11 protein-coding genes are annotated in these 13,251 nt (G+C 55.7%); 2 read left to right on the top strand and 9 right to left on the bottom strand.

All coding sequences use genetic code 11. From position 1 onward, the window contains the following. Positions 1-2 precede the first annotated feature (2 nt). Positions 3-935, bottom strand: a complete 933-nt coding sequence (gene aaeA / locus GY169_RS02820) for a p-hydroxybenzoic acid efflux pump subunit AaeA (RefSeq protein ID WP_163446526.1) — start codon at positions 933-935, stop codon at positions 3-5. 7 nt (positions 936-942) lie between these two features. Continuing rightward, on the bottom strand, positions 943-1,146 hold the full coding sequence (gene aaeX, locus GY169_RS02815) for a p-hydroxybenzoic acid efflux pump operon protein AaeX (RefSeq protein WP_064541762.1): 204 nt from the start codon (positions 1,144-1,146) through the stop codon (positions 943-945). Between the two features lie 129 nt (positions 1,147-1,275). On the opposite strand from aaeX, the gene aaeR reads away from it, so the two are divergent. Beyond that, positions 1,276-2,202, top strand: coding sequence for an HTH-type transcriptional activator AaeR (gene aaeR, locus GY169_RS02810; protein ID WP_167574939.1), 927 nt, complete (start codon positions 1,276-1,278; stop codon positions 2,200-2,202). Positions 2,203-2,443: 241 nt separating this feature from the next. After that, positions 2,444-3,058, top strand: coding sequence for a YagU family protein (locus tag GY169_RS02805; protein WP_163446528.1), 615 nt, complete (start codon positions 2,444-2,446; stop codon positions 3,056-3,058). A 53-nt stretch (positions 3,059-3,111) separates the two neighbouring features. Here GY169_RS02805 and tldD read toward each other — a convergent pair whose 3' ends face one another. The 7 genes from tldD to mreB form a co-directional block, all read right to left on the bottom strand. Then, positions 3,112-4,557: a metalloprotease TldD gene (tldD, locus tag GY169_RS02800; RefSeq protein ID WP_163446529.1), complete on the bottom strand. Its 1,446-nt coding sequence runs from the start codon at positions 4,555-4,557 to the stop codon at positions 3,112-3,114. A gap of 106 nt (positions 4,558-4,663) precedes the next feature. Further along, positions 4,664-8,464, bottom strand: coding sequence for an AsmA2 domain-containing protein YhdP (gene yhdP / locus GY169_RS02795; protein ID WP_167574938.1), 3,801 nt, complete (start codon positions 8,462-8,464; stop codon positions 4,664-4,666). Between the two features lie 33 nt (positions 8,465-8,497). Beyond that, entirely contained in the window at positions 8,498-9,967 is a 1,470-nt protein-coding gene (gene rng / locus GY169_RS02790; RefSeq protein ID WP_064541745.1) for a ribonuclease G, read from the bottom strand. After that, positions 9,957-10,550 (bottom strand): Maf family protein, encoded by a 594-nt coding sequence (locus tag GY169_RS02785; RefSeq protein ID WP_167574937.1) that lies wholly within the window; start codon positions 10,548-10,550, stop codon positions 9,957-9,959. Before GY169_RS02785 ends, rng begins: the two co-directional genes overlap by 11 nt. A 7-nt stretch (positions 10,551-10,557) precedes the next feature. After that, complete coding sequence (mreD, locus tag GY169_RS02780; protein ID WP_064541739.1) at positions 10,558-11,046, bottom strand: rod shape-determining protein MreD; 489 nt, start codon at positions 11,044-11,046, stop codon at positions 10,558-10,560. After that, the gene (gene mreC, locus GY169_RS02775; protein WP_163446532.1) at positions 11,046-12,053 is read right to left on the bottom strand and encodes a rod shape-determining protein MreC; all 1,008 of its coding nucleotides are present in this window, start codon (positions 12,051-12,053) and stop codon (positions 11,046-11,048) included. Before mreC ends, mreD begins: the two co-directional genes overlap by 1 nt. Before the next feature lie 68 nt (positions 12,054-12,121). Then, entirely contained in the window at positions 12,122-13,165 is a 1,044-nt protein-coding gene (mreB, locus tag GY169_RS02770; protein WP_000913396.1) for a rod shape-determining protein MreB, read from the bottom strand. Positions 13,166-13,251 lie beyond the last annotated feature (86 nt).

Genomic DNA, 13,251 nt, shown 5'->3' with positions numbered 1-13,251 from the left:
GATTAACCGAATTCACGCAGGCGCAGCGCCAGTTTCTGGAAGAACGTCATCTGGCTGGCATCGCGATCTTTTTCACCGGTGATCACCACCGTAGCGGTCGTGCCCGCTGGCCACAGGTTACCCGGTTCGTCATCAAGATGAATACGGACCGGCACGCGCTGGGCCAGGCGTACCCATTCCAGGTTGGAATCAACGGTCGCCATCCCTTTACTGTCGACGCTGCTGCTGGCGTTAGTGACGCCCGCCGCCATGCTGTCAACGGTTCCTTTTAACACACGGTTACTGCCCAGCGGCGTAATTTCCGCACGGTAGCCAGGGCGCACGCGCTCCAGCTTGGTCTCTTCCAGATAGGCCATCACGTAGAAGGAGTGCTGTTTAACCAGCGCCACCGCCGTGGAACCTCGGGTAATAAACTCACCGGCATAGACGTTCAGGTTGGTTATCCAGCCGTCTGCTGGCGCGCGAATTACGGTACGCTCAAGATCAAGACGCGCGAGATCGCGGGTTGCCTGCGCCTTCGCTAACTGATGCAAAACGGTTTGCAGCACGTTGTTAGACTGATCGATCTCTTCACGCGACATCGCATTGATGCCCAGCTTGTTACGACGCCCGGCTTCACGGCTTTTCTCTTCAGCCAGCGCCTGGTAGTAGGAGACATCGGCTTCTGCTTCGGCCAGCGCCTTCTGGTAGCGCGGCTGATCAATCACAAACAGAACCTGATTTTTGGTAACCAGTTGGTTATCCTTGACCTGTACACCGGTAATGAGGCCCGACACGTCGGGAGCGATAGCCACGACGTCCGCGCTAAAGCGCGCATCGCGAGTCCAGGGGGATTCGGTGTAATAGACCCAGGCGCGGAAAATAGCGATGAACGCCAGGATAACCAGTATCACCGTAATCGCGGTACGGGAGATATTTCTTGTTAGTGTTTTCACATCTACCTCAAACGAACAAACGTGATATCAGATAAAACAGGCAGCAATACAGTGCCGTGTTGAACAACGCGGGATGCCAGACAAAATCGTAGATCCCGGTTGGCACCAGCACTCGATGCACCACCCAAAAAATGGCGAGCGACAACAGCAGCTCAAAGAAGATCGGTGGAAAAGAGAGACCGAAAATCACGATGACAGGAAACAGGCTCATGTTGACCTTACTAGACTAGCGTGCAGGTGAGATTGAAACTTTAGTTATGCAACTAACAGTATATTAACGTAACTGTTATAGCCTTATCTACATAGTGTGATGCAAATCACTTTTAAGCCAGAGTGAACAATGGAACGATTAAAACGGATGTCGGTGTTTGCCAAGGTTGTCGAGCATGGCTCCTTTACCGCCGCGGCACGACAGCTACAAATGAGCGTCTCTTCCATCAGCCAGACTGTCTCTAAACTGGAAGATGAGCTCCAGGTCAAACTGCTTAATCGCAGTACGCGGAGCATTGGTTTAACCGAAGCCGGTAAAATTTACTACCAGGGCTGCCGCCGCATGCTGCACGAAGTCCAGGATGTTCACGAACAGCTTTACGCGTTTAATAACACGCCGATTGGAACGCTGCGTATCGGCTGCTCTTCAACTATGGCACAAAATGTTCTCGCACGGATCACCGCCGATATGTTGAAAAAGTATCCCGAGTTAACGGTCAATCTGGTCACCGGCATTCCCGCGCCAGACCTGATTGCCGACGGGCTGGACGTGGTCATTCGCGTCGGATCCTTACAAGATTCCAGCCTCTTTTCACGTCGGTTAGGCGCGATGCCGATGGTGGTATGCGCCGCGAAAAGCTACCTGCAACAGGCGGGAGTGCCGGAGAAACCCGCCGACCTCGCCAATCACTCGTGGCTGGAGTACAGTGTACGCCCGGATAACGAATTCGAGTTGATCGCCCCGGAAGGCATTTCCACGCGCCTCATTCCCGAAGGACGTTTTGTTACCAACGATCCCATGACGCTCACCCGCTGGCTTTCGGCAGGCGCCGGGCTGGCCTACGTGCCCCTGATGTGGGTGATCGAGGAGATCAACCGCGGGGACGTGGAAATTCTCTTCCCACGCTATCAGTCCGATCCCCGTCCGGTGTATGCCCTGTATACCGAGAAAGACAAACTGCCGCTAAAAGTGCAAGTCTGCATCAACTACCTGACCGAGTATTTTGTTGAAGTGGCGGAATTATTTCAGGGAATGCGCGGAAGAAGGAAAGAGTAGTGCAGGGATATGTCTTTAAACCTTAAAAAAGACTATAGATATACTTTATCTGAATATCTTCACCACATCGTTATCGCTAATCTAAAATATCCACCTTTGGACTATCAAGATTAGCGAATTGACACTACCGCCGAGCGTCACCTATCTTATTATTTATATCTGAAATTGAGACTATTATATTAGTTGCAGATATAAATAATAAGCATGCAATATTCAGGATTACTTTAGACAAGGGCCATCTATGAATCTATTTGAAATGACGCCGCCTTCACGCCGGCGCTATGGACTCGCCGCGTTCATTGGTTTAATCGCTGGGATTGTCTCGGCCTTCGTCAAATGGGGTGCAGAAGTTCCGCTGCCTCCACGTAGCCCTACTGATTTATTTAGCAGCGCATGCGGGCCGGAACAATTGATCAGAGCGGCCGGTCAAATTGACTGTTCGCGTAATTTTCTGAACCCACCCTATGTATTTCTACGCGATTGGTTAGGTGTTGCCGACCCTAACGCGGTGGTATATACATTTGCCGGTCATATATTTAACTGGGTTGGCGTCACACATATTATTTTCTCTATCGTCTTCGCTGTTGGCTATTGCGTAGTCGCGGAAGTCTTCCCGAAAATTAAACTCTGGCAGGGTCTGCTTGCAGGGGCCTTAGCCCAACTTTTCGTCCATATGATCTCATTCCCATTGATGGGATTAACACCGCCGCTTTTTGAACTTCCCTGGTACGAGCACGTCTCCGAAATCGTCGGGCACCTGATCTGGTTCTGGTCTATTGAAATCATTCGTCGTGATTTACGTAACCGTATTACTCATGAGCCGGACCCCGAGATTCCGCTGGATCATATTCGCTAAAAAAAATGGCGCGACTCCGGGAGTCGCGCCATTCACGCATATCACTTTTCAGGTCAGGCGGTGCCGCCAACGGTCAGGTTATCCACCTTCAGCGTCGGCTGGCCAACGCCAACCGGCAGGCTCTGACCTTCTTTACCACAAACGCCTACGCCGTTATCCAGCTTCAGATCGTTACCGACCATCGACACCTGCTGCATGGTTTCGATACCGGAACCAATCAGCGTGGCCCCTTTCACCGGCTTAGTCACCTTACCGTTTTCAATCAGGTAGGCTTCCGACGTTGAGAAGACGAATTTCCCGGAGGTGATATCCACCTGGCCACCGCCGAAGTTAGGCGCATACAGGCCGTACTCCACGGATTCAATAATTTCCTGCGGCGTGGATTTGCCCGCCAGCATGTAGGTGTTGGTCATACGCGGCATCGGCAGATGCGCATAAGATTCACGACGCCCGTTACCGGTTGGCGCCACGCCCATCAGGCGCGCGTTGAGTTTGTCCTGCATGTAACCTTTCAGAATGCCGTTCTCTATCAGGACGTTGTACTGACCCGGCACGCCTTCATCGTCAATCGCCACGGAACCGCGACGATCGCCGATCGTACCGTCATCCACAATCGTACACAGCTCAGACGCCACCAGTTGGCCCATCTGCCCGCTAAAGACCGAAGTGCCGCGACGGTTGAAGTCGCCTTCCAGACCATGGCCCACCGCTTCGTGCAGCAGCACGCCCGGCCAGCCCGCGCCAAGCACCACCGGCAGCGTACCCGCCGGCGCAGCGACTGCCGACAGATTGACCAGCGCCATGCGCACGGCTTCTTTCGCCCACGCGTCGGCGCGGACTTCACCGTCGAGGTCAGCCAGGAAATAGTCATAGCCAAAACGACCGCCGCCGCCGCTGGCGCCGCGTTCGCGTTTACCGTCTTGTTCCACCTGCACGCTGACCGACAGACGCACCAGCGGACGCACATCCGCCGCCAGCGTACCGTCGGTTGCCGCCACCAGAATCAGCTCATACACGCCGGTCAGGCTGGCGGTAACTTCCTGCACCCGCGAGTCTGCGGCACGCGCGACGCTGTCGACGCGGCGCAGAATATCCAGTTTCTCTTCGCGCGTCATGCTTTGTAGCGGATCCAGCGAGGTGTACAGCGCCGGGTGTTCAACCGCTCCCAGGGTTTGTACTTTACCGTCACCCGCATCGCGCACGATGGTACGTGCCGCCTGCGCGCTCTGCTCCAGCGCCAGCAGGCTAATCTGGTCGGCGTAGGCAAAGCCAGTTTTCTCACCGCTGACCGCACGCACGCCGACGCCCTGGTCGATGTTGTAAGAACCGTCTTTAATGATACGGTCTTCTAAAACCCAGGATTCGTGATAGCTGGACTGAAAATAGAGATCGCCATAGTCCAGACGGCGCTCCGTGAGTTGACCAAGAATGGCAAACAGGTCCTGATGATTCAGGCCATTCGCCGCCAGCAATTGTTCACTTACCAGGTTTAGACTCATTATTTCGTTACTCACTAATGCCCGCGTGCCTTAAGCATAGCGGGCCTGTATTCCGGGTGTTTGTCGTATGAGATTGAGGCAATTCAGGGCTTGCGTCAAATCACGGCTATTTATTGCTACGCGCCTGGCGCAGCACTTCGTTAATTTGTGGCTTGTCGATCGGGCCGGTGATGCGATAACGCAGGATCGAGACCTTGTTCCACAATGGCCCCAGTACCTTGGTCGCGGCAAACACCGCCGCGCCGATAATCGGGTTCACCGCGAAAGCCGTCGCCACGCCGACCGTCGCCGAGATTTCCGGCGCGACAATCGCTTCCATATTCAACTCGCGGCGCACCAGGTCAACCGAGCCTTTCATGGCGATATCCGCCTCCAGGCCATCCACCAGCGTATCATCAGTATTCAGCACCCCGTCCTTAATCCACGCGGTGCTGCGGATGGAGTCAAAGTAGAACCCGTCACTGAAGGTGTCACTAAAGTCAAAGCGCAGCTTACGCAACAACGCATCGACGCTCAGCAGGCGCAGCAACTGCCCGGCGTGGCCGGTAGAAATATCGGTAAACTGCCCTTTGCTGACGCGCGATTTGAGAATACCGTTCAGCGAAGCGACATCCGGCTGCCATGGTTTATCACGCCAATGTAAATCGTAGTCTACATCAACGGACGCGTCGCGAATTGGCGTGGAAACGCCGAAGAAGGCCACCGCATCATCAACGTTGTTACCGTGAATTTTGCCCTTCAGCGAGGTTCGCTGGCCAGAGGCCGCATTCACCCACACGCCCTCGGCGGTCAAGCGACCAAAACCAGTATCCACCAGGCCATTTGCCAGCGAGAGCGTATCGCCTTTGACGCTGAAATCACCGTCGATTCGCCCGTATTTCTGCCCCCATAGCCAGCACTCAGCGCAGCGCAGCTGGAGATCGGGCCAACCATGGAAGTCGATAGCGCTGCTGCTGGCGGTGGCGTTCACGCTTCCGCTGCTGGCTGTCTGCGCCAGCGGGTTCGACGACGGGTTGTAGTAGAGATAGCGCACCGCGGCCTGCCACGGCGAGTTGTTCTTCATCGTCAGGCTGGCGTTAATTTCGCGGCCCTGCGCTTCCACGCGCGTTCCGTCAGCCGTCGGTTTTGAGACCAGACTCAGGTTGTTCCACTGCTGGCCAGCAAAGGCCAGCGACGGCGTGCGCAGCGTGACGCTTTCCGGGAACGAGGCAGCGGAGCTCACGCTATCCGCCGCGCCGTGCTGGAACAGGGCCAGCCACTGCGCGCCATCCATCGGCGGTAAATTCAGTTCAACTCCCGGCGCCTGCGGCAGCGGCGGTATCGTGCGGCTGTCCGAGGTCCAGATGGCGCTCTGGAGCGCCAGCTTATTACCCAGCAGCCAGCGGCTGTTAATGTGGTTACTCTGACCGACGTTGCCAGTCAGGTCGAAACTGCGCAGATTGCCGTCGACGTCAATTTTAAGCGGCAGCGCCTGACCCGCCGTTTTGTTGGCTGGCGAAGGTAAGTTACTACTCACATTCTGCAGATCGCCTGTGATACCGACTTTATAGGTGGCGCTACCGTGATACGGCAGCTCAATCGCGACATTGCCTTTCCACGGCACGCTGCCTTTCAACGCATCGTTGAGTTGTTTCGGCAGCACGCCCATTTTAACGGGCTGCCAGTCGGCCTGCATATTCACGCCAACCTTATACGCTTTCGCCCCTTCGGTGGTGGTGAAATCGATGTTCAGCGGCTGATTAAACCAGGTTGCCGTCAGCGGTTCACTGGTCAGGTTGCCGTTTTCAAAGCTGAATTTGCCTTTCAGGTTATGCAGCGTGCTATCCAACGGTTTGATAAACAGGCTGTTGTTATTCAGTGCTACGTTGCCTTTCGCGGTGACCTGTTCGCCGTCGAGCGGGATATCGAGATGTAAGCGTGCACTCACATCACCGTCAATCTGCAACTCTTCAAGGGCCGCCGCCAGCGAGTCGTGCAGAGGCGTTTCCTGGAAATACGGACCAACCGCCTTGCCCGGGCCGTTGATATCGGCGTCAATCAGCAGCTTCTCTTTTTCGTAATCCGGAATGGCCGCCTCAAGATTGCTGGCGGTCACGCCGCCGAGCGTCGCTTTGTCCGCCTTCATCCACAGGCCTTCGTTAATAAAGTTCAGCTCAATATCAAGATTGGTCAGCGCTGGCCAGTCTGGCTGGAAGGCAAAGGTCGCATCGTGCAGTGGAACGTAGACCTGGAACTGGCCTTCGTTGTGCTTATAAGGGAACAGGTGCGGGTTCCCGCCATACACCAGCGTGGCGTTTTCCGCCTTGCCGGCTTTGATTGCGCCGCTCAGGTAATCAACCAGCTTCTTACCCATCAGGTTTTCCGGGAAGTAGCGCCACGCCTGGCCGCCATCATCGGTACTGATCCCGGCGAGAATGCCCAGCCAGGGCTGATCGTCTTTTGGCTGAAGATAGCGGAAGCCGCCGGCGGCACGAACGCCGGTCGCCTGCACGTCGATATTGCGCCCGTCCAGCATCAAACCTTTGTCGTTGTTCACCCAGTTCAGCGTAGCCGTGCCGTTGGCAATCTCCAGCGGCGCGCGGAAAACATGCTCGTAAGGCATCAGCGCTTTTTGCATGGCGACGTGCAGCGCGCCGTTCTCGACGCTGCCCGATATGCTGCCGGAAACATGTTCAGCCCCCGGCAGCAGCTTCCACTGCTTCCAGGCCAGATTGTCCCAGCTCGCGTTAAAGCGCGTTTTGCTGGTTTCCTGGAGAGGAATATCCATCGCCAGGGCATCAACCATGCCGCTCGGCTGAGCCGTACGCCAGATATCAGCCACTTCCGGCGAGAGCTTCTCGGCGATTGGCAGCAGGCCGTTTAACCCGGCGAGCGACAGATGGCTGGCACGTATACGCAGTTCATCGCTGCGCTTAGCGTCTGGCCCGCCGACTTCCTGAGCCGGGATCCATGCCAGCGCCAGCGCGCCGCGCGGCCATGGCGTATCATCAATGGTGATGCGGGTATCGGGAATGCGGAATTCCCAGCCCTCTTTTTCCCGAGAAAGATGCGCGGTGAGGTTGTCCACCGAGAGCTGATGCGTTTGCTGGTCGCCCTGCCAGCTGGCGCCGCCCTTTTTCAGCCACACGTCGCCGTTGGCCACTTCACCTTTATCCAGCGACACCCAGCCTTCAAGACTAAAGCGCGCGCTGGTCAGCGCGATGTTGTCCTGCATCCACCGCCCAAGCCACGGCTTCACATCGATATCATCAGCCTGCAACCAGAGCCGCCCTTTATTGAGCAGGCCGTTTTCATCGCGCAAGTCCATGCGCACTTTCATCACCCCGTGCTGTCCGGTGAGGCTGGAAAGGCTCAGCTCACCTTCGGCACGGTGACGGTTTTTGTCATTCACCCATGTGAGCTGCGGCACCGCCAGTTCGGCACGCTGGCCGGAGAGGGTCAGGAAACTGAGGTGACTGTCGCGTAAGGTGAAGTGGTCGAACTGGCGTAGGAAGAGATCGCCGATGCGATCGCCCTTCAGGCCATCGTCGCTGTCGTTTTTCTGCAACGGCGTATTGGTGTGAATTTGCAGCTGCCAGAATGTCAGCTCGCGGAACTGCCAACGCATGTGCAACAGGCTTTGCCAGACGTCCAGCGCCATCGAGGCGCGTTTGATGGAGAGTTCGCCGCCGTCATTCAACCCGGCTTTGATATCACGAACATCGAGGGTCGGGCCAAAGTTCTGCCAGCTGGCCTGGATTTGTGAGGCGGAGACCGGCAGCCCGGTCGCCGTTTCAATTTTACCCAGCAGCGCCGGACGCCATTTATCCAGATGCGGCAGTGCCAGACGCAGGCCGCTCACCAGCAGCGCGACAACGACAACCAGTGTGGCAACGGTGAGCAGTAAAATCCCCGGCAATCGCCTCACGCATCTCTCCTTGGGTCGCAGCAGGCTGCGTTATTACATCATGACCACATCAAACTGCTCCGGGTTATAGAGCGGTTCGATTTGAACTTTGACCTGCTTACCCACAAAGATCTCCACTTCCGCCAGCGCGTGGGATTCTTCACCCTTCAGCGTTTCCGCCACCGAAGGAGAAGCATAGACCAGGAAGCGATCGGAGTCGTAGGCGTGATGAACGCGCACAATTTCACGCATGATTTCATAGCATACCGTTTCAACGGTTTTCACCGTGCCGCGACCATGGCAGGTTGGGCATTCGGTGCACAGCACGTGCTCGACGCTTTCACGAGTGCGCTTACGAGTCATTTCCACCAGCCCCAGCGGCGAGAACCCGTTCACGCTGGTTTTGACCCTGTCTTTACTCAGCGCCTGTTCCAACGAGTGCAGCACCCGGCGACGGTGATCTTCATTATTCATATCGATAAAGTCGATGATGATAATGCCGCCAAGATTACGCAGACGCAGCTGACGCGCAATCGCCTGAGTGGCTTCAATATTGGTGTTGAAAATAGTGTCATCGAGATTACGGTGGCCGACAAAGGCCCCGGTATTGATGTCCACGGTGGTCATCGCTTCGGTCTGGTCGATAACCAGATAGCCGCCTGACTTAAGTTCCACTTTACGCTCCAGCGCACGCTGGATTTCATTTTCAACATCGAAGAGATCGAAGATAGGCTGGCGACCGCTGTAGTGCTCAAGCTTACTGGTCATTTCAGGCATATATTCAGCCGTGAATTCCATTAACGCTTCGTAGGTCAAACGGGAATCAACGCGAATTTTATCCAGCTGAGCGTCAGCAAAGTCACGGAGCACACGCTGTGCCAGCGCAAGCTCGCCATACATCTGGTAGCGGGTCTGTGGACGTTTTTTACGCTCCATCACTTTCGTCCACACGCGCTTAAGGTAGGCGGCATCGGAGGCTAAATCCTCCTCGCACACCCCTTCCGCGGCGGTACGAATGATAAATCCGCCCTGTTCATCGCAGTAATCGGCCACCACTTTCTTTAAGCGGTCGCGTTCGGCTTCACTTTCAATACGCTGTGACACGCCGACGTGAGAAGCGCCAGGCATAAAGACCAGGTAGCGAGAAGGTAAGGTGATGTCGGTGGTCAGACGCGCGCCTTTGGTTCCCAGCGGATCTTTCACCACCTGCACCATCAGATCCTGTCCCTGACGCACCAGTTCAGAAATATCGCGGACCGTGAACTGCTTTTGCTCTTCACCCGCCACGCATTCGGTATGCGGCATGATATCGGAGGCGTGAAGGAACGCCGCCTTATCGAGACCAATATCTACAAAAGCCGCCTGCATACCCGGTAAGACACGACTAACACGACCTTTGTAGATATTGCCTACTATTCCGCGTCGCGCTTCACGCTCAATATGAATTTCCTGCAAAATGCCGCCATCGATGTACGCCACCCGCGTCTCCGATGGCGTCACGTTCACTAATAGTTCAGCCGTCATGTGTATCCCTTTTTTCACGTAGCGAGTTAAAGTTACTCAGCAACTCATACGTTTCCACCAGCGGTAAGCCGACTACGGCGTGATAGCTGCCATTTATCTTCCTGACGAAACAGCCACCCAGCCCTTGAATACCGTATGCACCTGCTTTATCTAAAGGTTCTCCGCTCGCAACATACGCTGCGATATCGTCATCAGAGAGCGTCCGGAAGGTCACCTCAGTGACCACCAGACAGTCGAGCGTTTGCTGGCTATCGGCCAGCGCAACAGCAGTCATCACCTGATGGGTATTCCCCGAAAGCTTACGCAGCATCGCTGCCGCATGTGCTTCATCGCGCGGTTTCTCCAGCACTTCACCGTTGAGGATAACAATGGTATCTGCTCCCAGAACCGGGAGATCTTCGCTCGCTAAGGCGACACCCGCCTGCGCTTTCTCGCGCGCCAGTCGCGCCACGTAGTGCTGTGCATCCTCATGAGGACGGCGCACTTCTTCAATACCCGGAACCACTTTCTCAAAGGTCACCCCTAACTGAGTGAGCAGTTCCTGACGACGTGGAGAACCTGAAGCAAGATAGAGAGATACCATAACGACCTTATTGAACGGCAAATTGCTGACGAACTTTACGCATCAAAAGAAATATCCACGGCCAGAGCACGCCGTTTACTACACTACTCCAGAACACTTCAGGGCGGAAAGAGACGTTGATCACTAAAAACTCTGCCCAGAAAACAATAATATCCGTGGCAAGCGAGAGCAACATAACCACCAGCGCCTGCTGCCAGAGCGCGAGGTTACGGAACAGCTGATATTTCAGCGCCACCAGATACGCCACAATGCTCAACGACAGCGCGCGCACGCCAAGCGTTGAGCCACTGATCAGATCCAGTATGGCACCCATCACGAACCCCGTGCCAACATTCACCCGATGCGGCAGCGCCAGTGACCAGTACAACAGAATGAGCAGCACCCAGTTTGGCCGGAAAACCGTGAGGTCGTCCGGCCAGGGCATAACTTGTAGCAACAGTGCGATAAGAAACGAGAGCCAGATTACCCAGCGTCCCTGGCTACGGTAACTTGCCACTATTGCCCCCCTGCGGAGGGTTGCGGTGGCGGCGTACCCGCAGGCGGCGTGGTTAACCCCGTTGCCGGAGCGGGAAGCTGCGGCCCCATGGTTTCTGGCGACGGCAGCACCTGAGGCATCATCTGCATCAGGCGTTCATTCGCCACGCGATGCACCTCTTCCGGGGTCATCGGGTTAGTGCCGTTACGATCGGCACCCCACAGCAGCAGCAGATAACGCAGACGCTGCAGGCCTGCGGTTGGACGCGCCTGAATCACCGTGTACGCACGCTGCGTATCCAGCTTAACCGACGAAACAACGCCAACCGGGTAGCCTTCCGGGAAACGCCCGCCCAGGCCCGATGTCACCAGCACGTCGCCCACACGAATATCGGTGTTGGCAGGCAGATGTTCCAGTTGGAGATCGTCGGTACAACCGTTACCGGCGGCAATCACACGGATATCGTTACGCAGCACCTGAATGGGCAGCGCATGGGTAGCATCGCAAATCAGCAGCACACGGCTGGTGAGTTTGGCGACGGCCACAACCTGACCCACAACGCCTTTATCGCTGATCACCGGCTGGCCTTCGTAAACGCCGTTCACGCTGCCTTTGTCGATAACCACCTGGTCGCTGTAGGGATCGTTTACCGTTGAGATCACCTGCGTCACCATTTTCTGTTCGTCCTGGCGTAGCGGTGAACCTAACAGCTCACGTAAACGGGCATTTTCTTGCTTGTACTGACCCAGCATCAGCAGGTCGCTGTTTTTCAGCAGCAGTTCCTGACGCAGTGCACGGTTTTCGAGTTCGAGCTGATCGCGTGAAGCCAGCGTTTGCGAGACGCTATCGAGCAGTTCACGAGGACCATTAGAAACAAAGTAGAAAGGACTGACGGCAGTATCCATGTATGTTCGGATTTGACTGAACATACCCAGGCGGCTGTCGGCGATAATGACACCCAGCGCCACCAGCACCGCCAGAATAAGGCGAATCTGCAGCGACGGGCCACGGCTAAAAATGGGCTTCATAGGCTATGCGTATTCTCGTGTCAGTGAAATTGAGGGTAGCCTTCTGGCTACCCTGAACCTCATGCTGACTACTCTTCGCTAAACAAGTCGCCGCCGTGCATGTCGATCATTTCCAGCGCCTTGCCGCCGCCACGCGCTACGCAGGTCAGCGGATCTTCAGCAACGACAACTGGAATACCGGTTTCTTCCATTAACAGGCGGTCGAGGTTGCGCAGCAGCGCGCCACCACCGGTCAGAACCATACCGCGCTCGGAGATGTCGGAAGCCAGTTCTGGCGGGCACTGTTCCAGTGCAACCATCACTGCGCTCACGATGCCGGTTAGCGGCTCCTGCAGCGCTTCGAGAATTTCGTTGGAATTCAGCGTGAAGCCACGCGGAACGCCTTCTGCCAGGTTACGGCCACGCACTTCGATTTCACGCACTTCGTCACCCGGGTAAGCGGAGCCGATTTCGTGCTTGATACGTTCTGCGGTGGCTTCACCGATCAGAGAGCCGTAGTTACGGCGAACATAGTTGATGATCGCTTCGTCGAAGCGGTCGCCACCGATACGTACGGAAGAGGAGTAAACCACGCCGTTCAGGGAGATAACGGCCACTTCCGTGGTACCGCCACCGATATCGACAACCATGGAGCCAGTGGCTTCAGAAACCGGCAGACCAGCACCAATAGCAGCAGCCATCGGTTCTTCAATCAGGAACACTTCACGGGCGCCAGCGCCCTGAGCGGATTCACGGATCGCACGACGTTCAACCTGAGTGGCGCCAACCGGTACACAGACCAGTACGCGCGGGCTTGGGCGCATAAAGCTGTTGCTGTGAACCTGTTTGATGAAGTGCTGGAGCATTTTTTCGGTCACGAAGAAGTCAGCGATAACGCCGTCTTTCATCGGACGAATAGCCGCGATGTTACCTGGCGTACGGCCCAGCATCTGTTTAGCGTCATGACCTACGGCGGCCACGCTTTTCGGTGAACCGGCACGATCCTGACGAATGGCGACCACGGAAGGCTCATTCAATACGATGCCTTGTCCTTTTACGTAAATCAGGGTATTCGCGGTACCCAGGTCAATGGACAGGTCATTGGAAAACATGCCACGAAATTTTTTCAACATACTAAGGGATAATCCTGAAAGCTGGGGCGGAAAACAAAATCCGCTTACTTTACCAACCACACGCAGCAGCGACAAGGCGCAAAAAT

Origin of the sequence: Kluyvera genomosp. 3, from assembly GCF_011765685.1 — a bacterium.
GTDB lineage: Bacteria > Pseudomonadota > Gammaproteobacteria > Enterobacterales > Enterobacteriaceae > Kluyvera > Kluyvera georgiana_A.
The sequence above is the reverse complement of the archived record's forward strand: the minus strand, read 5'-3'. Positions and strand labels throughout refer to the sequence as shown.